This window comes from Streptomyces sp. NPDC046909, from assembly GCF_040644695.1.
Lineage (GTDB): Bacteria > Actinomycetota > Actinomycetes > Streptomycetales > Streptomycetaceae > Streptomyces.
The window spans coordinates 601,786-626,679 of sequence record NZ_JBEYXC010000001.1 but is presented as its reverse complement, the minus strand read 5'-3'; the positions used below and the strand labels follow the sequence as shown (position 1 = coordinate 626,679).

The following is a 24,894-nucleotide window of genomic DNA, read 5'->3' as shown; positions in this document are numbered from 1 at the left end:
AGACGCGGGGGGAACGTTGTCAGGACAGGATGACGGCCAGAACAGCGGGCAGGACGTGGCGGAGTTCGCCGCGTTACTGACGCGACTGAAGGAACGTACGGACCGCAGCTACGGCCAGCTGGCCCGGCGGCTGCACATGAACACCTCGACCCTGCACCGCTACTGCGCCGGCGACGCGGTCCCCGTCGACTTCGCCCCGGTGGAGCGCTTCGCCGCCCTCTGCGGGGCGACCCCGGAGGAACGCCTGGAGCTGCACCGGCTGTGGCTGCTCGCGGTGGCGGCCCGGCAGCGGCCGAGGACGCCGGTGGCCGCGGGCGGCGAGGAAGGCACGCCGGGCGCGGACTCGGCGGAGGACCGGGCCGAGACGGAGGCGGAGGCGGAGGCGGACGCGACGGGGGACGGGGACGGGGACGGCACGGATGCCGACGACGTCGTGGGTGTCGGTTTACCGGCCGGTGCTGTCGGCACCGACGGGTCGCGGCCCTGGTACCGCCGGCGGCGAGTGCTGGTGACGGCGGCCGTCGCCGTCGTGTCGGCGGTGACGCTCGCCGGGGTGTCCGCCCTGTCCGACGGCCGTTCCTCGTCCTCCGACGCCGTACACCCCACCGATCCGGCCCGTACGAGCGCGGCGGCCCCCGAGTCACCCGGTTCCGGCGTGTCGAAGAAGCCGACGGGCAGCGCCTCGCCCTCCGCGGGCCGGAGCTCGTCGCCCGCCTCCCCCAGCGCCGGTGCCGGCGGGGGATCCCCCGCCCCGTCCGGGACGGTCACCGGTGACAGCCCGACGGGCGGGGCGGGTCCGGCCGCGGCCGTCCCGCTCACGTGGACCGTCAACTCCCATGTCTGGTTCGCGGGTTGCGGCCATCAGTACGTCATCGACAAACCGCCGGGCCAGGTGCCGCCGCCCCCTACCGCACAGGACGCCGCGACCTGGGCGGCGGCGCAGGGCGCGCTGCACGGCGGGAGCACGATGGTGCAGATCTCGGTGCAGGGGCGGAGCTCCACGGCCGTGGTGCTGGAGGCGGTCCGCGTGCGGGTCGTGGGGCGTGCCGCGCCGTTCCAGGGCAACTCCTACGCCATGGACAACGGCTGCGGCGGAGCGCTCACGCCCCGCGAGTTCACCGTCGACCTCGACGCGGACCGCCCGGTCGCGCACTCGGTGGCCGGCTTCGACGGGGAGAACGAGATCCCCGCGATCCAGATGCCCTACCGCGTCTCCGCCGAGGACCCGGAGGTCCTGCTGGTCACCGCGCGGACCGTGACCTGCGACTGCGACTGGTACCTCGAACTGGACTGGTCCTCGCAGGGCCGCAAGGGCACCGTCCGCATCGACGACCGCGGCACACCGTTCCGCACGACCGCCGACAAGAAGCTGCCGCAGTACTCGTACGACACGTCCAACCGCGTGTGGGTGTCCGGGAGTTAGGGCCGGGGCACATTGCGCAGGTTGGACCGGGCCATCTGGAGCATCCGCCCGACTCCGCCGTCGAGCACGATCTTCGAGGCGGACAGGGCGAATCCGGTGACCATCTCGGTGCTGATCTTCGGCGGGATGGACAGGGCGTTGGGGTCGGTGACGACGTCGACGAGGGCGGGCCCCTTGTGCTTGAAGGCGTCCTTCAGGGCTCCGGCCAGCTGCTTGGGCTTCTCGACGCGCACGCCGTAGGCACCGCAGGCGCGGGCGACGGCGGCGAAGTCGGGGTTCTTGTTGGTGGTGCCGTAGGAGGGGAGGCCCGCGACCAGCATCTCCAACTCGACCATGCTCAAAGAGGAGTTGTTGAAGAGGACGACCTTCACGGGGAGGTCGTACTGCACCAGCGTCAGGAAGTCGCCCATCAGCATGGTGAATCCGCCGTCGCCGGACATCGACACGACCTGCCGCTTCCGGTCGGTGAACTGGGCGCCGATCGCCATCGGCAGCGCGTTGGCCATCGAGCCGTGGGAGAACGAACCGATCACGCGGCGACGGCCGTTGGGTGAGATGTACCGGGCGGCCCAGACGTTGCACATGCCGGTGTCGACCGTGAACACCGCGTCGTCGTCGGCGAGTTCGTCGAGTACGGACGCCACGTACTCGGGGTGGATCGGGACATGCTTCTCGACCTTGCGGGTGTACGCCTTGACGACGCCCTCCAGCGCGTCGGCGTGCTTCTTGAGCATCTTGTCGAGGAAGCGCCGGTTCTGCTTCTCCTTCACCCGCGGGGTCAGACAGCGCAGGGTCTCCTTCACATCGCCCCACACCGCGAGGTCGAGCTTGGAGCGGCGACCCAAGTGCTCGGGGCGGACGTCGACTTGGGCGATCTTGACGTCGTCGGGCAGGAACGCGTTGTACGGGAAGTCGGTGCCGAGCAGGATCAGCAGGTCGCACTCGTGGGTGGCCTCGTAGGCGGCGCCGTAGCCGAGGAGTCCGCTCATGCCGACGTCGTACGGGTTGTCGTACTGGATGTGCTCCTTGCCGCGCAGCGCGTGCCCCACCGGGGACTTGACCTTCTCCGCGAACTCCATGACCTCGGTGTGCGCGCCGACGGTGCCGCTGCCGCAGAACAGCGTGACCTTGTCGGCCGCGTCGATCATCTCGACGAGCTTGTCGATCTCGGTGTCGCCGGGGCGGACGGTCGGCCGGGTGGTGACGAGGGCGGTCTCGACGGGCTGGTCCGGGGCGGGCTGGTCGGCGATGTCGCCGGGGAGCGAGACGACGCTGACGCCGGAGCGGCCGACCGCGTGCTGGATGGCGGTCTGGAGCAGGCGCGGCATCTGCTTCGGGTTGGAGATGAGTTCGCTGTAGTGACTGCACTCGCGGAACAGCTGGTCCGGGTGGGTCTCCTGGAAGTAGCCGAGGCCGATCTCGCTGGACGGGATGTGCGACGCGAGGGCCAGGACCGGGGCCATGGAGCGGTGGGCGTCGTACAGGCCGTTGATGAGGTGCAGGTTTCCGGGGCCGCAGGAGCCCGCGCAGGCCGTCAGCTGCCCGGTGACCTGGGCCTCGGCGCCGGCCGCGAAGGCGGCGGTCTCCTCGTGGCGGACGTGCACCCAGTCGATGGCGGCGTTGCGGCGCACGGCGTCGACGACGGGGTTGAGGCTGTCGCCGACGACGCCGTAGAGGCGCTTGACTCCGGCGCGGACGAGGATGTCGACGAACTGTTCGGCGACGTTCTGCTTGGCCATGGGTCCATCAATCCACAACCCCCGCCGTTACGCCTCCCACACGGCGGCGGCCGTTCGGTCGTCGGCGTAGCCCTTCACCCGCACCTGGGTGTCGGCGAGGAACGCGGCGAGGCCCGGTGGGGTGGGGCCGGTCCACCGTCCCGTGAGGTACTCGGACAGTTCCGGCTCACCGCGCAGGGGCTCCGCGAGGCCGCCGCTGCACATCAGGAGCGTGTCACCCGGGCGGGCTACCGAGGCGCGGAAGCGGAAGGGTTCGCGGGGTGGTTCGGGGGCGGCCTCGTAGGGGCTGGGCGGGGTGGGGATGCCCAGGTCCATGGTGAGGCGGTCGCCCTCGGGGGTCTCGGCGGGGAGGGAGCCGAAGCCGACGACCGGTTCGCCGGTGATGTCGGTGATCCGGGGCTCGATGTCCTGCCACTCGCCGTCCCTCAGGCGGAACAGGCCGCCCGCGCCCACGCCGAAGAACACGCGCGTACGGCAGTGGAGGTCGGCGGGGAGGAGCAGGCAGCGCAGGGTCGCGGAGTACTCCTCCGGGGCGATGCCCTGTTCCGCGGCGCTGGCGCGGAGTTTGCCGAGGCTGCGGTCGGTGAGGCGATGCAGGCCGGACTTCAGGTCGCCTCGGCGGGCGGCGCGGATGTCCTCGGCGAGCCTCGCGTGACTGCGGCCGATCGCCCTGCCGATCCAGTGGCAGGCCTCCGCGGCGGCCCGGTGGGCGCCGGGGGTGGCCCTGGCGCCGGTCGCCATCGCCACGAGGACGAGGGCGTGGTCGCCGGTGCCGAAGCGGGCGGTGAGGAGGGAGTCCCTTCTCGGTTCGCCTCGGAAGCGGGCGGAGTCACCTCGGACGGAGGCGGCGCGGAGGGTGCAGGCGCCGTAGCGGGCACCGTCCAGGACGGTGTCGGCTACCAGGTCGTCGAGTTCGTCGGGGTCTGCGGGTGGGAGGGCGGTGGGTTCTGCGTCGTAGGTCGGAGGGCCGGAGCCCACGTAGTCGACGGGGGTGGCGGGAGGGATCGTTGGGATGTCGAGGCGGGTTGCTGTGCGGATGGGGGGTGCTTCGGGGGGCGGGGGTTCAGAGTCCTCCTGTGCTGGTGCCGGGGGGTTGGGATCGCTTGCCCGCGTCGGCGGGGTGCCGCCTCTCTTTGGGTCGGGAGCCGCCCCAGCGGCACGACTGCCCGCAGGCTGGGCGGGTACGGGGGCGGCGGGCTGCGCGGGTGGCTCGTCCGCAGGCCGCGCGGCCGCAGCGTCGGCGGACCCCGCGGACGGGCCGGCCGCCGGCCTCGGTGGCGGTACCCCCACCCCCGTGTTCACCGTGTCCGCCGCCGACGCGAACCTGTCGTCCAGCGAGTCGGGCGCGGGTGCGGGGCCCGCGTCCTCGGTGGTGTCGTCGTACAGCTGACCCCACCAGTCGTCCTCGTGACCGGTGGGCCTTCCCCCCTGCTGGCTCATGCCCCTAATTGTCCACCGCACGGGCCGGATGAAAACGGGGCATCCGGAAAAAGCGGCGGCTCGCCGCATAGCGGGTGAGTCGGGGAACAGTCGTGCGAAAAGTGCCGCCGGGCAGTTCCACCCCCCACGGGAGAACCGCCCGGCGGCACCCGGGGTGTCCGGGGCCGTCGATCCCCTACGCGCTAGCGCACGTCGTAGGCCCGGGACACGATCTGGCTGACCGAGTTGCCGTTGGCATCGGTCATCTCCGCCCTGAGTGTGACCTGCTTACCTGTCGCTCCGCTGTGGTCGACCGAGGCGGTCCAGACTCCCGACCCCACGGCCATCCGCGCCTGCGTCCACGTCTCCCCGTCGTCGTACGAGTAGGCCAGCTTCACCGAGGTCAGCGTGCCGGGCCGGTAGCCCGCGTGGCCGGTCGCCGTGAGGGTGATCCGCTGGTCGTTCTCGGCGGGGAGGGTCTTGAGGCCGTCCTCCGGGAGGCCGTAGTGCGGGAAGAGCAGGGGGATGCCCTGGGAGTACGCGTTCTCGTCCCGCGCGGAGCGGAAGGACCAGGTCGTCAAGGTGACCGTCGAGCGCTGCCAGGCCCGGGCCGGGGCGCCGAACTTGGCCGTGTTGAGGGTGAGTTCGTACGACGACTCGGCCGACGGGACCGTGAACACCCCGAACGGGTAGGGGCTGTCGCCGATGACCTCGCCGTCCCGCTTCAGCACCATGTTGCCGATGTCGCCGAAACTCCCCTGGACGCCCTGGTGTTGGCCGTCTCCCCAGAAGGCGGGTGCCACGCCGATGAGGTCGCCCTGGCGTTCGGCGGCGAGGGCCTGGTCGCCGTTCGCGTCGAGCGGGGTCGTCGGCGCCAGGACACCGCCGTACCACTCCTCCGTCCGCCGCTCCCCCTTCTCGTACGTCCGCACGGGGTCGATCATGAACTCGCCCCAGGGGAAGCTGCTGGACACCTCGTGCTCCCAGCCGGTGGTGCCGGGGGTGTGGAACTCGGTGCGCTCGAAGGGTGCCGGGACCGTCTCGATCTCGCCGAAGTAGCCGGTCAGTCCGCTCGGGCGGGTCATCGACTGGAGGTCGATGTGGTCGGTGGCGGTGCCGGCCATCGAGTCGTACGTCGCTGTCGTCGCCGCCAGTTCTCGGTCCCGGACTCGGTAGGTGCGGTCGTCCTGGACCGGGCCCGTCTCCGGGTGGGCGAGGTTGTAGACGTAGGGGCTCTTGGCCGTGGCCGTCCAGCGCAGGGTCACGTCACCGGCCGCCAGCAGTGCCTTCGCCTCGTCCGTCGGGATGCCGAGGACCGGGAGCGTGCCGCCGGTGAATCCGGCCGACGGGTACCAGCGGCCCGGTGCCTCGCGGTAGCCGATCACCGCGACGGCCCCGGCCGTCTTCGCCCGTGTCGCGACCTCGTAGGCGCTTCCGCTGTCGTCCAGTTTCACCAGCGCGATCTTGCCCTTGGCTCCCGAAAGTTCCTCCTCCGTACCGGACTTGGCGTCGTAGAGCCGCGCCTGTCCCTTGCCGTCCAGATTGGCCGAGCTGGTGGACGCGGTGACGGGGTGGAGCTTCTGGCCGCCCACCGCGGCGAGTTCGGTGATCTGCGGGGCCGCCGCGCGCCAGAAGCTGTCGAACTCGAAGGTGCCGTCGGTGGCCTTGCCGGTCACGGAGGCGTAGTAGCCGCGCAGCGATCTGCCGCCGGCCGCGGTGCCGGCGTGCAGCCAGGTGTCGTCCCACGAGCGGGCGAAACCGAGGGTGGCGCCGCGGAGTTCGGTGGGCCGGTCCGTCTTCACGCTCAGCCGGTGGGCCTTGCGGGCGTCCAGGACGACGGTGGTGTCGCCGCGGATCTCCAGCTGTGGACGGGCCAGGTAGGAGAGGGAGTTGAGCAGGGTGCCCTCGGTCTCGGGGGTGGTGATGAAGCTGGAGAGGAAGTAGCTGCCGGGGCGGATCTCGTACGTCTGGTCGGTGGCGCCGTCGTTGAAGCGGCGCTCGCCGCTCGCGTCGTCGGTGCCGATGACGTCGAGGGAGGAGGCGCCGGTGGCCGGGTTGCCGAGGCGGTCGATGAGCTTGACACGCAGCGTCACCGTCTCCGGCTGGACGTACAGCGCGAAGGGCGTGGAGACCGTGACCCCGGCGGCGGTGGCGAGGACGCGGCCGGTGATGTCGCCGTACTGGGCGCGCTTGAGAGAGGCGGTCGGGTCGACGCGGAGCGGGACCTCGACCGTCTTCCCGGCCGGGACGGTCACCGATCCGGCGCCGAGGCGGGCGATGGGTGAGCGGACGGCGGAGCCGTCGTTGCCGGTGATCCCGGCCACCGACAGCCTCAACTCCACCGCTCTGTCCGTGGTGTTGGTGTAGGGGACGGCGACGGTGGTGCGATCGCTGCTGTCCTGCGGCCAGTTGAAGGAACCGGCCTGCACGGCGGGCGCCCCGAGGACCGTCTGGTCGATCGCCGCCTTCACGTCGAGGCGTCCGCCGCCGGTCTCGCGGACGTCGCCAGGGATGTCCGCGTCGGCCGAGGAGACCAGGGCCGCCTTGATCCGCTGGGCGCTCCAGTCGGGGTGACGTTGCTTGAGGACGGCCGCCGCGCCCGCGACATGCGGGGTCGCCATCGACGTACCGCTCATGGACCGGTAGGCGTAGACGCCGCGGCCGCCCGCCGCGGCGGCGGAGATGGCGACGCCCGGCGCGGTGATCTCGGGCTTGAGGGTGTGGGAGCCGTAGACCGGACCGCGGCTGGAGAAGTTGGCGGTGGAGTCGTCGCGGTCGACGGCGCCGACGGTGAGGACGCTGGGGGCGCAACCGGGCGAGGAGACCGTGTTGTCGCCGGGTCCGGAGTTGCCTGCCGCGATGACGAAGAGGGTGTTCGTGTGCGAACGGGCCAGTTCCTCGGTGGCCTGGGCCATCGGGTCGGTGCAGTCCCGCTCGTCGGGGTTGCCGAGGCTCATGGAGACGACGTCGGCGCCCTGGTCGACGGCCCACTGCATGCCGGCGATGATCCATGAGGTCTCGCCGTAGCCGTAGTCGTTGAGGACCTTGCCGTTGAGGAGGTCGGCGCCCGGGGCGACGCCCTTCTTCTTGCCGCCGCTCGCCGCGCCGGTGCCGCCGACGGTGGAGGTGGTGTGGGTGCCGTGGCCCTGGTGGTCGTCGGCGTCGGCGGAGTCGGTGAAGTTCTGCGCCGCGGTGATGCGGCCCTTGAGGTCGGGGTGGTCGGCGTCGACGCCGGTGTCGAGGACGGCGACCTTGGTGCCCTTGCCGTCGTAGCCGGCGGCCCAGGCCTCCGGGGCGTGGACCTGCTTGGTCGACTGGTCGAGGGTTGCCTCGACCTTGGCGTCGAGCCAGAGCTTCGCGACGGACCCCTTCGCCACAGACCCCTTCGCGGCGGACCCGTTGGTCACATCGGCCCAGAAGGCGGCGGCCTTCTTCTTGTCCGCGTCGAGGGCGACCCCGTCGATCGAGTCGAGGACGAGGTCGCGTTCGGCGCCGCGCGGGGTCTTCGGGACACTGCGGGCGGTGACCGCGCGGTCGTACGTCGCGATCAGCGGAATGGAGTCGCTGTGGGCGTCGTCGTAGCCCTGCCGGACCAGGCCGGTGACGTTGAAGAGCTCCTCGTCGACGCGGCCCGCGGCGAGCGCCTCGACGGCGCCCTCCGGATAGACGTACAGGTCGTCGCCGGACTGGCGGGTCTGGGTGAGGGGGGTTCTGCCGTCCTCGCCGGGCAGGGCGACGGCCCCGTCCTTGGTGACGAGGACCCGGTCGCCGGTGACGAGGGTGACGACGGAACCGGCGCCGGGGGTGGTCCGGCCGCCGGGCAGTGTTCTCGACGGGCCCGGTTCCTCGGCCGCGTGCGTGGGCGCGGCGGTCGTTACGGCCAGTACGGCGGCGGTCGCCGCCCCCAGGGCCGTCCGGCGTATCGCTCTCGCCAAGATCGCTCTCCTGCCGTGTCGCCGCATGCCCGCGAGCGCGAGACGCGCACGCCGAAGATTCCCAAGTCGGGCATTGCGGACGGTGGTTGATGCTGCGGTGGCGCCACCTTGGCAGAGTGGCGGGTGGTGCGGCGATGATGTGCCGAGGCGGGTTTGCGCCGTGGCCGATTTCCGCCACGGCACCACTGGGGAGGGGGCTGGCCCATGCTGGGCGTGCTGGGGCTCGACGAGCGGCACGAGTCCGCGTACCGGGCGCTGGTGTCCGTGGGCGCGGCCGATGTGCCCGATCTGGCGCGCCGGCTGCTGCTCGGCGAACGGGACACCGAGCGGGCGCTGCGGCTGCTGGAACGGCACGGACTCGCCGCGCAGTCCTCCGCGCGGCCCGGCCGCTGGGTCGCCGCCCCGCCCGGCGTGGCGCTGGGCGCGCTGCTCACCCAGCAGCGGCACGAGCTGGAGAAGGCCGAGCTGGCGGCGGCACTGCTCGCCGAGGAGTACCGGGCGTCGGCGGGCGAGCCCGCCGTGCACGACCTGGTCGAGGTGGTGAGCGGAGCGGGCGCGGTCGCCCAGCGTTTCCTCCAGTTGCAGCTGGGGGCGACCGAGGAGGTGTGCGCGCTGGTCACCGGCAATCCGGCCGTCGTCTCGGGCATGGAGAACGACGCGGAGGAGCAGGCCGCGGTACGCGGGGTCCGCTACCGGGTCGTGGTCGAGCGCTCGGTCCTGGACCTCCCCGACGGCATCACCGAGCTGTCCGCCGCGCTGGGCCGCGACGAGGAGGTACGGGTCGTGGACCGGGTCCCGACCAAGCTGGTCGTCGCCGACCGCACCCAGGCCCTCGTCCCCCTCACCTCACGCACCGCCGAACCGGCCGCACTGGTCGTACGGGCGAGCGGCCTGCTGGAGCTGCTGTCCGGCCTGTTCGAGTCGGTCTGGCGGGACGCCCTGCCGCTCCGCCTCGGCGGCACCGGAGCCACCGGCGTCACCGAGGAATCGGCGGACGCCCCCGACGCCACCGACCTGGAGGTGCTGTCCCTGCTCCTGGCCGGCATGACCGACGCGAGCGTCGCGAAACAGCTCGACCTGGGCCTTCGGACCGTGCAGCGCCGGGTGAAGCGGCTGATGGAGCTGAGCGGGGTGACGACCCGGCTCCAGCTGGGGTGGCATGCGTACGAGCGGGGCTGGGTGGCCAGGGAGCTGTGACCGGGGGCTCGGGAGGGGTGGCCCGGGGGCTCGGAAGCAGTGCCCCCGGGGGCTCGGGAGTGTCCTGAGTGAACCTTCCTGACCTGCGGTTTCTCCGGCCGTCCGGCACCCTGGTCGCATGGGAGTGTGGGACCTCCTGCTGGTCGGCCTGGTCCTCCTGCTCGGCCTGTGCGGAGTACTCGTGCCCGGGGTGCCGGGGTCGTGGCTCGTGTGGGCCGCGGTTCTGTGGTGGGCGCTGAAGGATCCCCGGCCGGTCGCCTGGTGGGTACTGGTGGGGGCCACGGCCGTGCTGTTCCTGTCCCAGGTGGTGCGCTGGGCCCTGCCGCCACGACGGCTGCGGACGAGCGGGGCGACCCCTCGGATGGGGGTGTACGCCGGGGTCGGCGCGTTTCTCGGATTCTTCCTGGTGCCGGTGCTGGGGGCGATCCCCGGTTTCATGGGCGGGGTCTATCTGCACGAGCGGCTCCGGCTGGGCCGCCACGGGGAGGCGATGGCCGCGCTGCGGACGGTGATGCGGTCGGGCGGGTCCAGTGTGCTGGCGGAACTGTTCACGTGTCTGCTGATCGCGGGGGCGTGGTTGGGGGCGGTGATCTGGGGGTGACGGGGGCGTAGGCCTGCGGCCCTAGGCCGAGGAGCCGATGTGCGGGCGGGACGGGCGTGTTTGGGTGGCCGTATGACCGAATTCAGCGAGGCGGAGCGCGCGTATCTGAGGTCGCAGCGGTTGGGGCGGCTGGCGACGGTCGACCCCCAGGGGCAGCCGCAGGCGAACCCGGTCGGCTTCTTTCCCCAGGAGGACGGGACGGTCCTGGTCGGCGGGTACCAGATGGGCCGCAGCAAGAAGTGGCGGAACCTTCAGAAGAACCCGAAGGTCGCCCTCGTCGTCGACGACATCGTCAGCCTCCGGCCGTGGAAGGTGCGCGGGGTCGACATCCGGGGCGAGGCCGAGCTGCTCGTGGGTCCGCACGAGCTGGGGCCGCACTTCAGCGAAGAGGTGATCCGGATCCATCCGCGGCGGATCCACAGCTGGGGTCTGGAGGGCTAAGGGCGGGAGTCCTGAAGGAAGCCCTCCAAGCTCAGCAGTGCCGTCTTGCGTTCCAGCCCGCCCGCGTACCCCGTCAGCGCCCCGTCCGCCCCGATCACCCGATGGCACGGCCTGACGATCAGCAGCGGGTTGGCGCCGATCGCCCCGCCCACCGCACGTACCGCCGCCCTGGGCGCCCCGATCCTCGCGGCGATCTCCCCGTACGTCGTGGTCGCGCCGTAGGGGACGTCGTCCAGGGCGGCCCAGACCCGCTCCCGGAACTCGGTGCCCTCGGCCCGCAGCTCCAGCCGGAACTCCTTCAGCTCGCCGGCGAAGTAGGCGGCGAGCTGCTCCTCGGCCTCGCGGAAGAGGGCGGGGTCGTGGAGCCAGCCGTCCTGGACCGTGCGGCCGCCTTTCTGTCCCGGCACGGACAGGGAGGTGAGGACGCCGGTCGGGTCGGCGGTGAGGAGGAGGGAGCCGACGGGGCTGTCCACGCTCGTCCAGTGGAGGGTCGCAGGGCCAGTCGTACGGGCGGTCATCGGTGCTCCAACTCCCCTGCGGCGCGCAGGTGTTGTACGGCGTACGAGCGCCAGGGGCGCCAGGTGTCGGGGATGTCGAGGTCGGGCGGCGCCACGTCGGGGTCGCCGAGGGCGCGGGTGCGGACGACGGCGACGGTACGGGCGTCCAGGCCGGGCAGGGCGAGCAGGGCCGACTGCGCGTCGTCGCGGTCGGCGCCCGGGTCGAGGCGTACGGCGCCGTCGGCGAGGGCGGCGGTGAGCGCGCCGAGGGGGCCGTCGGGTTCGGCCTCCGCGAGGACCGCCGGTTCGGGGAAGAGGTGGGTGAGGTTGCCGCAGGGCGCGTCGAGGGCCTTGCCGTACCGCCGCACGAGCCGTTCGGCCTCGGTCGGCCCGACGAGTGCCCGTACCGCGAGTTCCTCCGGGTCCGCCGCCCCCGGCGACCGCAGTCCGGGCCGGGCGGCGACCAGCGGGGCGAGCCTCGGATCCGCGCCGAGCCGCTCGTCGACGGCGTACGGGTCAGCGTCGAGGTCGAAGAGCCGCCGAAGCCGTTGCACGGCGGTGGTGAGATCCCGCAGGTCGGTGAGGTGGAGCCGGGCGTCCAGCCAGCCGTGGGGCGGTTCCTCGACGGCGACGATCCCGGAGCCGTACGGGAGACGGAGGGTGCGCCGGTAGGTGCGCTTCCCGCGAGGGCCGCTCACTTCCTCGACGCCGGGTACGGCCTCGTCGGCGAGGAGGTCGAAGACGGCCCCGGACTCGTACGCGCCCCGGTAGGCGAGCCGCAGCGGGACCCCCGCCGCCGGGGTGGCCGTACGACGGGACGCGGGCGCGGCGGCACGCAGCTCGCTCGGGGTCGACGCGTACACGGTCCGGATCGTGTCGTTGAACTGCCGCACACTGGCGAACCCGGCGGCGAACGCGATCTGCGTGACCGGCAGCTCGGTCGTCTGCAACAGCACGCGCGCGGTGTGCGAACGCTGCGCCCGGGCGAGGGCGACGGGACCGGCCCCGAGCTCCGCGGTGAGCTGCCGCTGCACCTGCCGAGCGCTGTACCCCAGCCGCTCCGCGAGCCCGGCGACGCCCTCCCGGTCGACGACCCCGTCCCCGATCAGCCGCATCGCCCGCCCCACCACATCGGCCCGCACATTCCACTCCGCCGACCCCGGCACGGCATCCGGCCGACACCGCCGACAGGCCCGGAACCCCGACCCCTGCGCACCGGCGGCCGTCGCGAAGAACCGCACGTTCCGCCGCTTGGGCGTGACAGCGGGACAACTGGGCCGGCAGTAGATCCCGGTCGTCTCGACAGCGAAGAAGAACTCCCCGTCGAACCGCCCGTCCCGACTCCGCACCGCCTCGTACCTGCTGTCTTCATCCATCACAGGGTCCAGTGTGCGACGTGAACGAACACAGGGCTGGCGGAAATCAGACACGGCACTCAGGAGCGCCCCGAAAGGGGCGCGGGGAACTGCGCGACCAGCCACACACGGCCCGCGGCCCGCGATTCACCCGCACCCCTACGGCGTCACCGCCCCCGCTTGAACTCCATCGCCGCCCGCCCCTCGGCACCCTTCCGCTTCCACTCCCGCCGAAGCTCCGCACGGACCCGCGCATCGGTCTTGGCCACGATCCGCTGATTCTCCCGAATCAACTTCCGATAGCTCTCCAGCCGCCGCTCCGCCAGCGAACCGTCCTCGACGGCCGCAAGCACCGCACACCCCGGCTCGGCCTCGTGCGCACAGTCATGGAACCGGCACTGTTCGGCCAGCTCGGAGATCTCGGAGAACACCTGCCCGACGCCGCTCTCGGCATCGAACAGCCCGACCCCACGGAGCCCCGGAGTGTCGATCAGCACTCCCCCGCCCGGCAGGGCGAGAAGGTTGCGGGTGGTCGTCGTATGACGCCCCTTCCCGTCGACGTCCCGAGCTGCCTGGACATCCATGACGTCCTCCCCGACCAGCGCGTTCGCGAGGGTCGACTTGCCCGCTCCGGACTGCCCGAGCAGCACACTCGTACCGCCGGAGACGACGGCGACGAGCACATCGAGCCCGTCCCCCTCCAGCGCGCTGACCGTCAGCACCGGCACCCCCGGCGCCGTCATCTCCACGTCCTGGACGAGATGCGCGAGTGTCACCGCGTCCGGCACGAGGTCGGCCTTGGTGAGGACGACGATCGGCTGGGCGCCGCTCTCCCAGGCCAGGGCGAGGAACCGTTCGATGCGGCCGAGGTCGAGTTCGACGGCCAGCGACACGGCGATGATCGCGTGGTCGACGTTGGCGGCGAGGATCTGCCCCTCGGACCGCTTGGAGGAGGTGGAGCGGACGAAGGCGGTCCGGCGCGGCAGATACGTCCGGACGTAGCGCGGGTTGCCGCCGGGCTCGACGGCGACCCAGTCCCCGGTGCACACGACCCGCAGCGGGTCGTGCGGGGTGACGAACGCGGTGTCGGCGCGCAGCAGACCGTCGGCGGTCTGTACGTCGCACTGGCCGCGGTCGACCCGGACCACACGTCCGGGCAGGAGCCCTTCTGGCTCGTAGGGGGCGAACTCGTCCGCCCATGCGTCGTCCCAGCCGTAGGGAGCGAGCGCGGTGAAAACAGAACTGGCGGAACTGTTGGAACTGACGGAACTGCTGGAAGTCAAGGGAGACCCTTCAAAGGGCGGCCCCGGCACAAGAGTTGGAGTGAGGTCAGCCGGTGGCCACGGAGGTGGACTTGATGAACTCCTGGATGCGGGCAGCGCCCATCACAGAGACAGCCATCGGTCGACACCTCCCGTTCTCGACTCGGCGACAGCGGCGGCCCTACCGGCCACCGCGAGAAGCGACCCTCAGCCTAGGGACGCCCGTGGACCCGCGCCACCGAATTTCTCGCTCCTCTTTCTCGCCCCTCCAGGGATTTACCTGCCGTTTGCCCAACCAGCTGAGAAGCGCCTGAGAAAGGCCTCGCAGCCCCCGGACAGGGCCGTCGCCACCGGGACGCGCTGAGCGGCCTTCGACGCCTCGCGGTCCGCGGTCGCCTTTTCATCGGCCTCTCATCCCTGCCGAGCACAGTCACGCCCTGACCGCTGAAGAACCCCCACAGCTTCGAGAATTGCGAGGTGCGGTGCCATGAGCGACGCCGACATGGTCGGGAACACGGTGAGCGGAGCCCAGCAGGAGGAGGTACATCCGGAGGCATCAGACAGGCGTGGCTTCATGCGGAAGGTGTTCCTCGCCGGCGGTGCGGCGGCGTTCACCTCGATGGGCGCCGGTGCGCTGGCCTTCGCCGACGACGGCTCCACCGCCACCCCTTCGGCTTCGGCTTCGGCTTCGGCGAGCGACAGCGCGAGCCCGTCGCCGAGCAGCAGCGCCACGCGTGCCGCGGGCGGGAACCCGCTCGCCGGTCTGACCATCACCGAGGACTTCTACGGTCTGACCACCGACGGCAAGCAGGTCGACGACCTGTTCACCATCCATTCCCAGGGCGTGGACACCGCGCCGGTCGTCGCGGCCGCGCGGGCGTTCCTGGCCGGTCTCACCGACACCCAGAAGAAGGCGACCCAGTTCACGGTCCGCTCCACCGAGTGGCGTCAGTGGAGCAATCTCGACCCGGGCGAGTTCAAGCGGCAGGGTGTCTCCCTGGCCGATCTGACGGATACTCAGAACGCCCTGGGCACCGCCCTGATGAAGGCCGCACTCAGCGCCGACGGTCTGGAGACGACCGAGAGGATCCGCCGGCTGAACAAGGCCGCCGGTGAACTGGTCGGCAAGAGCGATGTGTTCAACGACGAGCTCTTCTACTGGACGGTGATGGGCACCCCGTCGGACACCGAGCCCTGGGGCTTCCAGTTCGACGGCCACCATCTGGTCGTCAACTACTTCGTGCTCGGCGACCAGGTCGTCATGAGCCCTTGTTTCTGGGGCTCCGAACCGACCTCGCTGGAGATCGACGGGGAGACGGTGTCGGTGTGCCAGGAGGAGGTGGAGGCGAGTCTGGCGTTCATCCAGTCGCTGACCGAGGCCCAGCGGAAGACCGCGATCATCTCGGCCACCAAGGCGGACGAGGACATGAAGGCGGGCGCCTTCGCCGACAACGCGGTCGAGGCGTACGCCGGTATCCGGGCCGGCGCGCTGACCCCGGCGCAGCAGAGGAAGCTCCTCGCGGTCGCCGAGGCGTTCGTGAACCGGGCCAAGGCGGATGCGGCGAAGGTGCGCATGGCCGAGATCCGCGCCCACCTCGACGACACCCACGCCGCCTGGATCGGCGGGACGGGCGACGACGACCCCTTCTATCTGCGCCTCCACAGCCCGGTCATCTGGATCGAGGTCGACTGCCAGGCGGCCGGCCCGCTCGGCCCGGCGTACGGCAAGACCCGCGCGGACGGCCCCAGCCAGAGGCACATCCACTCCGTCGTCCGCACCCCGAACGGCAACGACTACGGCCGCGAGCTGCTGCGCCGGCACTACCTGACGTCACCGCACCACCGGTGACCGACGCGGTCCGCGACGACCGCCGCTGAGCCCTTGGACGTCGCCGCGGAGGAGCCCACGGGCGTACGGCTCCTCGCGGCGCCGTACCGTCGGGGATCATGGCCCTTGAAGGGCGGCCGGGCCGAGGGCAAGGACCCCGGCCCGGCTGCCGCTTCCTCCGTCGGCCCGCCACGAAGGGAAACTGAACGAGATGGGGAAGGTCATCGACCGGACGGTTCTCATCGTGGGCGCCTCCTCCGGCATCGGCGCCGAAGTGGCCCGCAAGCTCGCCCCGGGCGGCAACCGGCTCGTGCTGGTGGCACGGCGGGCCCCCGAACTGGCCTCCGTGGCGGAGGACGTCCGTGCCGCCGGGAGCGGCTGCCTGGACATCGTCGGCGACGCCCTGGATCCGCGGGCGGCCGCCGATGCGGTGGCCGCCGCCGTCGCGGCGTTCGGCTCCGTCGACATCGCGCTGCTCAACGCCGGCCAGGGGCCGGACATGTCCATGGACGAGGTCGGCACGGACGACGTCGCACGGATCATGGCGCTGAACTACGACGTGGTGGTCAACTATCTGATCCCCTTGATCCAGCAGATGAAGCGGCAGACCCACGGCGGCCTCATCGCCCACACCAACTCCCTCGCGGGGCTGATGGGTATCCCGCGCCAGGGCCCCTACTCGGCGGCCAAGGCGGCGGCACGGACCCTGATCGACTCCGCGCGCGTCGAACTGGCCCCCCAGGGCATACGGTTCACGACGATCCACCCCGGGTTCGTGGCGACCGACCGTGTCGGCGCGGACGGACTGCCCAAGCCCTTCCAGATCACCCAGGAACGCGCGGCTCGCCATGTCATCCGCGCCTTGGAGAAGGAACCGGCCAACTCCCACTTCCCCTGGACCACCGCCACCCTGGTCCGCGCGCTGCGCACCCTGCCCGTACCGCTGTCGTCCCGGATCCTGCGCGCCATGGCTTCCCGGTGAGCCACCGCATCGATTCCGGTGCCGCGGGTCAGGCCGTGACTCGTTGTTCCGCCGGGTACGGATATCACTTCCCGCATCAGCACTGTTCGCCGCGCGACAGCCCATGATCACGCCCGGTCAGGAATGCGCCTTCAGTTGGCAATGTCGCACTACAGACGCCTTCGTCCCGCCCCGCCCCTAGTGTTCTCGGAGTGTCCGCGTGTCCGCCCACTGCGGAGCCATGGCGGGCACGGTGCACGACGTTCGGAGGCGGGTTCCGATTCTGCAAGCATCCGCGACGCGGGGATACGCCGAACCGCCGCTGAGAGCACCGGGTCTCGTAGGCCGGCGGCAGGAAGTCGCCGAGGTCAAGCGGCTGTTGGCCGGGCACCGGCTGGTGACGCTGACCGGGATCGGCGGGGTCGGCAAGACGCGGCTGGCGCTGCACGCCGTACCGGGACTGGCGCGGGCGTTCGGTGACGGGGCGCATGTCGTGCAGCTGGTCGGGGTGCGGGACGCGTCACTGGTGCCGCTGGCGGTGATCGAGGCGCTGAACATCCTTGACGCGTCGGGGTGTTCGCCTCTCCAAACGCTGGTCGACCATGTCAGGGACCGCGAGCTGCTCCTCGTACTGGACAACTGCGAACATCTCGCCGACGCCTGCGCGGAACTCGTCGCGACCCTCCTCGAAGAGAGCGCACGCGTGCGCGTGCTGGCCACCAGCCGGCATCGGCTGGCCCTGGACGGTGAGCACGTTCTGGAGGTGCAGCCGCTGGCGACTCCCTCGCCGGGAGAGCGACTCCCGGCGAACGCCGCTCTGGAGTATCCGGCGCTCGCCCTGTTCGCCGACCGGGCCGCGGCCGTGCTGCCGGGGTTCGCGCTCACGGCGGACAACCAGGACGCGGTGGCCGCGCTGTGCCGCCGGCTCGACGGGCTGCCCCTCGCCATCGAGCTGGCGGCCGCGCGGCTGCGGGTGCTGGGCGTACGGCAGCTGCTGGAACGCCTCGACCGGCGCTACCGGCTGCTCGCCGAGAGCCGAGCCGATGACCGGGCCGATGACCATGGCGATGACCGTGCCGGGGATCCGGCCGAGGACCGGGCCGAGGAACACGCCGAGAACCGGGCCGGGCAACACCCCCGCGACCCCGCCGGGGACACCCCCGGCCACGACCAGGCGCTGCCCCGTCACCGCACCCTGCGCGCCGCCGTCGACTGGAGCCATGACCTGTGCACCCCGCAGGAGCAGACCCTGTGGGCGCGCGCCTCGGTCTTCCCGGGGAGCTTCGACGTGGACGCCGTGGAAGAGGTCTGCGCGGGGCCCGGCCTGGACCGCGACGAGTTGGTGGACGCTCTCACCGGGCTGGTGGACAAGTCGCTGCTGGTGCGGGACGGCGACGCGGTGCACGCCCGGTACCGGATGCTGGAGTCGATCCGGCAGTACGGCCTCGACCGGCTGCGCGAGACGGGCGACGGGGCGGAGGAGGCGGCCCGGTACCGCGTCCGGGACTGGTGTCTGCGGTTCGCCGAGGAGTGCGAGCGGCGCTGGTTCGGCCCCGACCAGCCGGAGCTGGTGCGGCGGCTGCACGCCGAGCTGGACACCGTCCGCTCGGCGCTGGAGTTCTGTCTGGTCACACCGGGCGAGGCGCGGACGGGGCTGCGGCTGGCCGGGCATCTGTGGTTCTTCTGGTTCGCCTGCGGCACCTGGGTGGAGGGCCGTTACTGGTACGAGCGGCTCCTCGCCGCCGCTCCCGAGCCGACCCGCGCCCGGGCCCGGGGCCTCTGGGCGCTGGCCCTGATGCTGCTGGTGCAGGCCGACCCCGCCCGGGCCGAGCCCCTCGCCGAGGAGTCGTACGAGCTGAGCCTGCGCCTGGCGGACGACACCGAGGCCGCGCACACCTTCCTCACCCGGGGCGGATCCGCCCTGATCCGGGGTGACTTCGGGCGGGCGCGGGAGGTGTACGAGGAGGCGCTGTCCCGGCCGCCGCGGGAGGACGAGCTGATGGGCCTGGTCGGCTTCAAACACGTCGAGCTGGCCTTCGTCCTGACCATCCAGGGCGAGTACGACCGGGCGACGGCGCTGTGCGAGGAGTTCCGGCAGACCTGTCTGGCCGCGGGCGAGCAGTGGGTCCACTCGTATCTGCTGCGCATGCTCGCCTTCGCCGAGTGGTCCAAGGGCGACCGGGCGCGGGCCAGGACCCATGCCCGGGAGTGCCTGCGGCTCAAGCGGGTCGTGGGCGACGTACTCGGGATCGCGATGACGCTGGAGCTGCTCGCCGCCGTCCATGCCGGGGACGGCGAGGGCCGGCCCGCCGCCGTACTGCTGGGCGCGGCCGACCGGATCTGGCGGCACACCCGCTCCACCACCACCCGCAACGAGTCGCACGGCCCGGTACGCCGCGCCGCCGAGGAGCGGGCCCGCCGGCTGCTGGGCGAGAGCGGGTTCGAGAACGCCCACCGCGAAGGCCTGGAGCTCTCCTTCGACCAGGCCGCGGACTACGCGCTGGGCAAGCGGACCGCCCCGCGCCACCCCGGTCTGGACGGCCGTCTCACCCGGCGTGAGGCCGAGGTCGCCGGACTCATCGCCCAGGGGCTGACCAACCAGCAGATCGCCGACCGGCTGGTCGTCGCCCGGCGCACCGCCGAGGGCCATGTGGAGCGCATCCTCAGCAAGTTGGGGCTGACCTCGCGCAGTCAGGTCGCCCTGTGGGCCGTCGGGCGCCATGACGTGGACAACGGTCGGCGCACGCAGGAGGCAGACACATGACAGGAGGACAGACACATGACCCGCACACCCGCAGGGCACCACGTCGGCATCCACTCCGGTGACGAGGAGTTCCTGGCGGTCCTGGTGCCGTTCCTCAGGGAGGGCATCGCCGCCGAGGACGAACCGGATCCGCTGGCCGTCGTCCCCGCCCGCAAGCTCGTCCTGCTGCGGGACGCGCTCGGCTCCGACGCCCGCCGCGTGGACCTCCGCGAGTCCACCCGGTGGTACAGCGGCACCCCGGCGAACGGACTGGCCGTCGCCCTCGACTACTACGCCGGGCACGCGGGTCCCACCGGCCGGATCCACATGGCGGGCGAGCCGGTCTGGGACGGCCGCTCCGCACGCCAGACCGCCGAATGGACCCGCTACGAGGCCCTGGTCACCGACCTGTTCGCCCCGTACCCGATCACCGCGATGTGCCTGTACGACACCCGGACCGCGCCCCCGGCCGTCATCGACGCCGCCCGCCGCACCCACCCCACGGAACTGGACCGGCACGGCGTGCACACCGGCCCCGAGTTCACGGACCCCGCCGTCTACGTGACCCAGGACCTCTCCCCGCTCCCCGCCCCGCCACCGGAGGCGCTCGCGCTCGGCCTCGCCGGGGACATGACCGCCGCCCACCGTTTCGCCACCCAGCAGGCCAGGTCCCTGGGCATGGCACCGGAACCGGCGGACCGCTTCGGCGAGGCCGTCTCCGGCGCCACCGGCTATGCCGCCGCCCAGGGCCTCGACAGCGCGCACCTGCTGCTGTGGTCGGTCCGCGAGCGCATCCTCTGCGAAGTACGCGCCCCGCGCGGCCGCATCACCGACCCGTTCCTCGGCTTCCGGCCGCCCGGCCCCGAGCCACGCCCGGAGGACGGACTGTGGCGCACCCGCCAGATCTGCGAGTTCGTGGACCTGAGGTCCGAGGACGCGGCCGAGGGCGGCTGGACGATCCGCATGGAGACAGCCCTCACGGCCACCGGCTGACAGCGACAACGACAACGACAACGACAACGACAACGCGCATGGCGTGCGCTTGACGCACCCGCGCGCGGATACACGTAGTTTCCCCCGCGACCCGCACGGCCCGCCCGGCGCATGGTGGACGCGAGCCGAAGGGTCGAGGGGAAACGACGATGCCGAACGACCATCCGCGCGGCCATCCGGTGGGCGGCGGTTGTACGACGATTCTGGGCCCGGGAGGATCCTCGGTCCGCCGGGCCAGAGCCGTCGTCCGCACCTGGCTGACGGAGTACGGCCTCCAGGACCCCGCCGACACCGTCGAACTCCTGGTCAGCGAACTCGCCACCAACGCGGTCCGGCACGCCCCCGGCCGCTACCGCCTCACCCTCTCCCTGGACCCGCACGCCGGCCTGCTGCGCTGCGCGGTGGCGGACGAGAGCCCGGACCTCCCGCCCGACGGCCCCGACGGCCCCAACCGGGGCGTGGACGCGCCCGACACCGACGCGGAGGGCGGCCGCGGCCTGCTGCTGGTCGACGCGCTCGCCGACCGGTGGGGCAGCGGGCGCGTCGAGGGAGGGGTCGGCAAGGAGGTGTGGTTCGAGCTGAAGGTCGAGATGCCTGAGGACGGCGACTCCCACCGTGCCGTCACCACCCCGGCACTCGAGTGGCGGCTCACCGACCGGGCCACGGTACCGACGGTGCTGCACCTGACCCCGGCCGCCCCCGGCCAGACGCGCTGAACGGCGCGCCTGGCCGCCGCCGGCTCAGCCGACCGGCTGCACGATCACATCGTCCACGTACGACGTCCCGCTCGACGTGGCGCGCAGCCGCAGCGTCGTCGCCGTGGCCGGAGCGGTCAGCTCGACGCGGTGCCACTCCCCTGCCGTGGTGTCGGCGGCGGTGGCCCTACCGACGACCGTGCCCGAGGAGTCGAGCACCTCGACCGTCACGGGCGCGGACGCCGAGTCGGACCGCACGAGCGCCGCGACCCGGCGCGAGGTGCTCCCGGAGAGGGACCGGGTGAGGGAGGAAGTACCGGTCAGCTTCCCGGAGTTGCCCAGGTCGCCCGCTGGGTCGGCGGCGACGGCGGCGGTGCCGGTGACGGTCCACGAGGAGGAGAGGGTGTCGAAGATGTCGGTCAGTACGGGAGTGGCCGTACCGCTGCCGTTGTACGCGCCGATGTTGGGGGCGGCGGTCGACGAGACGGTGTTGCCGTAGTAGTCGAGCCCGCCGTTGTCGGCGACGACCGCGCCGGTGCCGAGGGTGCCGTAACCGCTGATCAGCCGGTAGCCGTGGGGGTCGCGGGTGCCGGGGGCGACCAGGCCGGGTGCGGTGCTGACGGTGTTGGTCGCACCGGTCGGGGCGGTGACGCCGTAGAAGGCGTTGTGGTCGAAGGTGACGCCCGCATCAGAAAAGTTCCAGCTGAGTGAACCGCTGCCGGTCTTGCGAACGATGTTGTCGGTGAAGGCCAGATCGAGGGAGGCGGAGGTGGATTCGGTGAGGAAGACGGGGCTGAGCCCGCTGCCGACCGCGATGGTGTTGTTGTATATCTGCCCGCCGTCGATCTGGCCGCTGCACACCTGGAAGGTGCGGGTGCGGTCGTTGACGGAGATGTTGTACCGGATCACGAAGTCGGTGACCGGGGTGTCGTACGGGCAGAGCAGGAAGAACCCGCCGTCGTTGTCGTGGGAGAGGTTGTACTGGAACAGGGTGTTCTTCGTGGAGTGGTCGACGTCGTACGACTGGCCGTCCTTGGTGGTGTTGCCGCCGGAGACCTCGTTGTACTGGAAGACGCCGTTGTCGCTGTTCGCGGTCCAGATACCGATGTTGACGCTGCCGGCCCGCTCGTTGAACCCGGTGACGGTGTTGTGCTCGACGAGCGCCCCGTCCTGGCCCTTGGCCACGATGCCGTCGCCGCCGATGTCCCGAAGATCGTTGCCGCGGACGACGAGACCCGTGGACGCCTTCCAGTCGGCGAAGCACAGGGAGTCCTGCCAGAACGCGGCGAGCTGGTCGCGCTTGCACCAGTTGGACCAGGTGTAGATGCCCTCGCGGTCCACGGAGTGGATCTCGTTGTCGAGGACGCTGGTGTCCGCGAACGCGGTCGGGGTGGTGGTGCCCTGCGCCTCGATGACGATGCCGCCGGTGGCGTTCGCGTACTTGCCGGTGCCGTGGTAGTTGCCGCTGACCGTGGCGGGCAGGACACCGCGTACGTCATGGACGTCGAGGCGCTGGAGCGTGATGCCGCTGACGAGGCCCGCGTCCTTCGCGTACACGTAGACCCCGCGCCGGTAGGCGGTGTTGTCACCGTCGGCGGTCAGCTCCAGGTCCTGGACGGTGGTGTACGGGGTGTTGTCGAGGAGTACGGCGTTGACCTCGCCGTCCGCGTTGATCGCGGGCGCGTCGCCGGTGCCGTAGGCGCCGATGACGACCGGTGCGGCGGCGGTTCCGGTGGCGTCGGGGGCGAACTGGCCGGAGCAGGCCGTGCCGCGCTTGAGGAGAACCTGGTCGCCGGCCGTGAGGGTCAGGGCGTTGGGCGAGGTCAGGGAGTTGTAGGGGGAGGTGGAGGTGCCGCTGCCGTTGGAGGCGGCGGAGCAGTCGACGTAGTAGGTCGTGGCGGCGGCCTGGGCGGGTGACGCGGCGGCGAGGCCGGTGCCGAGGGCCGTCAGGCAGACGAGCAGGGCGGTTCTGCGCAGGCGCATGGAGGGACTCCGTGGAGGACGGGAAGGGGGTGGACGAGGGGGGCGAGGGGGATGAAGGGGACGACTGGGTATGCGGCGTGGGGCGTCGTCCTACATCGGGCCACGCGTCCGGTCGTGCGTCGGGGCATACGTCGGGTCACAGGGACACCTCCGGGATACGGGCGGACAGTCCGCCGTCGACGGGCAGTACGGCACCGGTGACGAACGAGGCGTCGTCCCCGGCGAGGAACGCGACGGCCCGGGCCACCTCATGGGGCTGTCCGGGGCGACGCAGTGGATAGGGCCGGACCCGCTCGGCCAACTCCTCGGGGTCCGCGGCCAGATGGGCGTTGCGCTCGACCAGGACCAGGCCGGGGGCGACCGCGTTGACACGGATGCCGTGCGGGCCCCACTCGTGGGCGGCGGTGCGGGTGAAGGCGACGAGTCCGGCCTTGGCGGCGGAGTACGCGCCGAAGCCTTCGGCGGCGAACGAGGCGTGCACGGAGGCGATGTTGACGATCGCGCCCGGCCGGCCCGACTCGATCAGCGGGGCGGCGAAGGCGCGGGAGAGGCGTACGGCGGCGTGCAGGCTCACGTCGAGGGTGCGCTGCCAGCCGTCCTCGGTGCCGTCGAGGAGGGAGGCGCGTTCCTCGGCGAAGGCACAGTTGACGAGGACGCCCGCGTCCGGGCCGGCGGCGGCCAGGATCCGGGCGGGTGCGTCCGGGGCGGTGAGGTCGGCGACGACGGGCCGGATCCGCGGGTCGGCGATGTCCCGTACGGACTCCAGGATGTCGACGGCCACGACCGGATGCCCGCGGTGGGCGAGTTCGGCGGCGATGGCGCGCCCGATGCCACGGGCGGCACCGGTGACGACGGCGGTGGTGGTCATCGTTTCAGCAACCCCTTGTTCAGCCCGTCGGACAGGAGGTTGAAGCCGATCACGAGCGCCGTGACCACGGCAATCGGACCGAGCGCGTACGCCGGGCTGCCGTTCAGGAAGGTCGCGCCGGTCCGCAGCAGGGCGCCGAGCGAGGGCGTGGGCGGGGTGACCCCGATGCCGACGAAACTCATGGCGCCCTCGACGAACACGGCCGTGGACAGGGACAGCGCGGCCTGCACGATCAGCGCGTCGAGGATGTTCGGCAGGATGTCCCCGAACAGGATCCGCACCCGCCCGGCCCCCAGCGCGACCGCCGCGAGCACGTACTCCCGGTCCTGCTCCGAGCGGACGGCGTCCCGCGCGATGCGCCCGAACAGCGGAACGTTGATACCCGTGACGGTCCAGAACACGGCCGCCGTGCCCGGCCCGAGCAGCGCGGCCAGCGTGACGCCGAGGATCAGCGCGGTGAACGCCAGCATCACGTCGAAGGCCCGCTGGAGGACGACGTCCAGGGCGGGGTGGAGTGCGCAGAGCACTCCGAGGGTGATGCCGACGAGGGCGCCCAGGGGGACGGCGGTGGCGGCGACGAGGAGGTCGAGTCGGATGCCGTACAGGGTCCGGCTGAGCAGGTCGCGGCCGAACTCGTCGGTGCCGAGGGGGTGTTCGGTGCTCGGGCCGAGCAGGGCGTCCGGGCCTTGGGTGAGCGGCGAGTAGGAGGTGAGCAGCGGTGCGGCGAACCCGGCCAGCGTCAGCAGGAGCACGAGGGCGAGGCCCCAGCGGGCGGCGGGCGAGGCGAGGGCACGGGAGCGGGTGACTCGGCGTACCCGGCCGCGGAGGGCGAGGGCGGTGCTCATGAGGCGCCTCCGGCACGCACCGGCGGTCGCGCGAGGGTGCCTGTACCTCTGCGACGTCCTCGGGCCGGGAGGCCACCTCGTGGCGCGCTGCGGCCCGGTGACGCGGTGG

18 protein-coding genes are annotated in these 24,894 nt (G+C 72.0%); 9 read left to right on the top strand and 9 right to left on the bottom strand.

Annotated elements, in window-relative coordinates; translation table 11 throughout:
- The first annotated feature begins 16 nt into the window (after positions 1-16).
- The gene (locus ABZ928_RS02530; protein ID WP_361514606.1) at positions 17-1,423 is read left to right on the top strand and encodes a helix-turn-helix transcriptional regulator; all 1,407 of its coding nucleotides are present in this window, start codon (positions 17-19) and stop codon (positions 1,421-1,423) included.
- Here the strand turns inward: ABZ928_RS02530 and ABZ928_RS02525 are convergent.
- The 3 genes from ABZ928_RS02525 to ABZ928_RS02515 all read right to left on the bottom strand — a co-directional run bounded on the left by ABZ928_RS02525 (position 1,420) and on the right by ABZ928_RS02515 (position 8,543).
- On the bottom strand, positions 1,420-3,162 hold the full coding sequence (locus tag ABZ928_RS02525; RefSeq protein WP_361514605.1) for a pyruvate dehydrogenase: 1,743 nt from the start codon (positions 3,160-3,162) through the stop codon (positions 1,420-1,422). The two genes, ABZ928_RS02530 and ABZ928_RS02525, sit on opposite strands and share 4 nt — an antisense overlap.
- A gap of 27 nt (positions 3,163-3,189) precedes the next feature.
- The gene (locus ABZ928_RS02520; RefSeq protein ID WP_361514915.1) at positions 3,190-4,452 is read right to left on the bottom strand and encodes a protein phosphatase 2C domain-containing protein; all 1,263 of its coding nucleotides are present in this window, start codon (positions 4,450-4,452) and stop codon (positions 3,190-3,192) included.
- A 332-nt stretch (positions 4,453-4,784) separates the two neighbouring features.
- On the bottom strand, positions 4,785-8,543 hold the full coding sequence (locus ABZ928_RS02515) for a S8 family serine peptidase (RefSeq protein WP_361514604.1): 3,759 nt from the start codon (positions 8,541-8,543) through the stop codon (positions 4,785-4,787).
- 177 nt (positions 8,544-8,720) lie between these two features.
- Between ABZ928_RS02515 and ABZ928_RS02510 the strand changes: the two genes are divergently transcribed.
- The 3 genes from ABZ928_RS02510 to ABZ928_RS02500 all read left to right on the top strand — a co-directional run bounded on the left by ABZ928_RS02510 (position 8,721) and on the right by ABZ928_RS02500 (position 10,755).
- Positions 8,721-9,713: a helix-turn-helix transcriptional regulator gene (locus tag ABZ928_RS02510; RefSeq protein ID WP_361514603.1), complete on the top strand. Its 993-nt coding sequence runs from the start codon at positions 8,721-8,723 to the stop codon at positions 9,711-9,713.
- A 118-nt stretch (positions 9,714-9,831) separates the two neighbouring features.
- On the top strand, positions 9,832-10,314 hold the full coding sequence (locus ABZ928_RS02505) for a DUF456 domain-containing protein (protein WP_361514602.1): 483 nt from the start codon (positions 9,832-9,834) through the stop codon (positions 10,312-10,314).
- 72 nt (positions 10,315-10,386) lie between these two features.
- Complete coding sequence (locus tag ABZ928_RS02500) at positions 10,387-10,755, top strand: PPOX class F420-dependent oxidoreductase (protein ID WP_361514601.1); 369 nt, start codon at positions 10,387-10,389, stop codon at positions 10,753-10,755.
- Here ABZ928_RS02500 and ABZ928_RS02495 read toward each other — a convergent pair.
- From ABZ928_RS02495 to rsgA, 3 genes are all read right to left on the bottom strand, one after another.
- Entirely contained in the window at positions 10,752-11,273 is a 522-nt protein-coding gene (locus ABZ928_RS02495) for a methylated-DNA--[protein]-cysteine S-methyltransferase (RefSeq protein WP_361514600.1), read from the bottom strand. The two genes, ABZ928_RS02500 and ABZ928_RS02495, sit on opposite strands and share 4 nt — an antisense overlap.
- Entirely contained in the window at positions 11,270-12,628 is a 1,359-nt protein-coding gene (locus ABZ928_RS02490; protein WP_361514599.1) for an AlkA N-terminal domain-containing protein, read from the bottom strand. The genes ABZ928_RS02495 and ABZ928_RS02490 overlap by 4 nt, the downstream gene beginning before the upstream one ends.
- Before the next feature lie 146 nt (positions 12,629-12,774).
- Positions 12,775-13,890, bottom strand: coding sequence for a ribosome small subunit-dependent GTPase A (rsgA, locus tag ABZ928_RS02485; protein WP_361514598.1), 1,116 nt, complete (start codon positions 13,888-13,890; stop codon positions 12,775-12,777).
- Positions 13,891-14,356: 466 nt separating this feature from the next.
- Here rsgA and ABZ928_RS02480 point away from each other — a divergent pair, with 466 nt between their 5' ends.
- The 5 genes from ABZ928_RS02480 (at position 14,357) to ABZ928_RS02460 (ending at position 21,110) form a co-directional block, all read left to right on the top strand.
- Positions 14,357-15,718, top strand: coding sequence for a DUF3500 domain-containing protein (locus ABZ928_RS02480; protein WP_361514597.1), 1,362 nt, complete (start codon positions 14,357-14,359; stop codon positions 15,716-15,718).
- Between the two features lie 190 nt (positions 15,719-15,908).
- The gene (locus tag ABZ928_RS02475) at positions 15,909-16,679 is read left to right on the top strand and encodes an SDR family NAD(P)-dependent oxidoreductase (protein WP_361514596.1); all 771 of its coding nucleotides are present in this window, start codon (positions 15,909-15,911) and stop codon (positions 16,677-16,679) included.
- A 199-nt stretch (positions 16,680-16,878) separates the two neighbouring features.
- Positions 16,879-19,422 carry a LuxR C-terminal-related transcriptional regulator gene (locus ABZ928_RS02470; protein ID WP_361514595.1) on the top strand — a complete coding sequence of 848 codons (2,544 nt, stop codon included), beginning with the start codon at positions 16,879-16,881 and terminating at the stop codon, positions 19,420-19,422.
- Between the two features lie 15 nt (positions 19,423-19,437).
- The gene (locus tag ABZ928_RS02465) at positions 19,438-20,394 is read left to right on the top strand and encodes an MEDS domain-containing protein (protein ID WP_361514594.1); all 957 of its coding nucleotides are present in this window, start codon (positions 19,438-19,440) and stop codon (positions 20,392-20,394) included.
- 149 nt (positions 20,395-20,543) lie between these two features.
- On the top strand, positions 20,544-21,110 hold the full coding sequence (locus tag ABZ928_RS02460) for an ATP-binding protein (protein WP_361514593.1): 567 nt from the start codon (positions 20,544-20,546) through the stop codon (positions 21,108-21,110).
- Between the two features lie 24 nt (positions 21,111-21,134).
- Here the strand turns inward: ABZ928_RS02460 and ABZ928_RS02455 are convergent, their stop codons facing one another.
- From ABZ928_RS02455 to ABZ928_RS02445, 3 genes are all read right to left on the bottom strand, one after another.
- Complete coding sequence (locus ABZ928_RS02455; protein ID WP_361514592.1) at positions 21,135-23,072, bottom strand: right-handed parallel beta-helix repeat-containing protein; 1,938 nt, start codon at positions 23,070-23,072, stop codon at positions 21,135-21,137.
- 136 nt (positions 23,073-23,208) lie between these two features.
- Positions 23,209-23,940 carry an SDR family NAD(P)-dependent oxidoreductase gene (locus ABZ928_RS02450; RefSeq protein WP_361514591.1) on the bottom strand — a complete coding sequence of 244 codons (732 nt, stop codon included), beginning with the start codon at positions 23,938-23,940 and terminating at the stop codon, positions 23,209-23,211.
- Positions 23,937-24,785: an ABC transporter permease gene (locus ABZ928_RS02445; RefSeq protein ID WP_361514590.1), complete on the bottom strand. Its 849-nt coding sequence runs from the start codon at positions 24,783-24,785 to the stop codon at positions 23,937-23,939. The genes ABZ928_RS02450 and ABZ928_RS02445 overlap by 4 nt, the downstream gene beginning before the upstream one ends.
- Positions 24,786-24,894 lie beyond the last annotated feature (109 nt).

Bases quoted from the DNA above. Each gene is read 5' to 3' on its own strand.
- ABZ928_RS02525 (WP_361514605.1), bottom strand. From the start codon at position 3,162: ATGGCCAAGCAGAACGTCGCCGAACAGTTCGTCGACATCCTCGTCCGC.
- ABZ928_RS02515 (WP_361514604.1), bottom strand. From the start codon at position 8,543: ATGCGGCGACACGGCAGGAGAGCGATCTTGGCGAGAGCGATACGCCGG.
- ABZ928_RS02510 (WP_361514603.1), top strand. From the start codon at position 8,721: ATGCTGGGCGTGCTGGGGCTCGACGAGCGGCACGAGTCCGCGTACCGG.
- ABZ928_RS02505 (WP_361514602.1), top strand. From the start codon at position 9,832: ATGGGAGTGTGGGACCTCCTGCTGGTCGGCCTGGTCCTCCTGCTCGGC.
- ABZ928_RS02500 (WP_361514601.1), top strand. From the start codon at position 10,387: ATGACCGAATTCAGCGAGGCGGAGCGCGCGTATCTGAGGTCGCAGCGG.
- ABZ928_RS02495 (WP_361514600.1), bottom strand. From the start codon at position 11,273: ATGACCGCCCGTACGACTGGCCCTGCGACCCTCCACTGGACGAGCGTG.
- ABZ928_RS02490 (WP_361514599.1), bottom strand. From the start codon at position 12,628: ATGGATGAAGACAGCAGGTACGAGGCGGTGCGGAGTCGGGACGGGCGG.
- ABZ928_RS02480 (WP_361514597.1), top strand. From the start codon at position 14,357: ATGAGCGACGCCGACATGGTCGGGAACACGGTGAGCGGAGCCCAGCAG.
- ABZ928_RS02475 (WP_361514596.1), top strand. From the start codon at position 15,909: ATGGGGAAGGTCATCGACCGGACGGTTCTCATCGTGGGCGCCTCCTCC.
- ABZ928_RS02465 (WP_361514594.1), top strand. From the start codon at position 19,438: ATGACCCGCACACCCGCAGGGCACCACGTCGGCATCCACTCCGGTGAC.
- ABZ928_RS02460 (WP_361514593.1), top strand. From the start codon at position 20,544: ATGCCGAACGACCATCCGCGCGGCCATCCGGTGGGCGGCGGTTGTACG.
- ABZ928_RS02455 (WP_361514592.1), bottom strand. From the start codon at position 23,072: ATGCGCCTGCGCAGAACCGCCCTGCTCGTCTGCCTGACGGCCCTCGGC.
- ABZ928_RS02450 (WP_361514591.1), bottom strand. From the start codon at position 23,940: ATGACCACCACCGCCGTCGTCACCGGTGCCGCCCGTGGCATCGGGCGC.
- ABZ928_RS02445 (WP_361514590.1), bottom strand. From the start codon at position 24,785: ATGAGCACCGCCCTCGCCCTCCGCGGCCGGGTACGCCGAGTCACCCGC.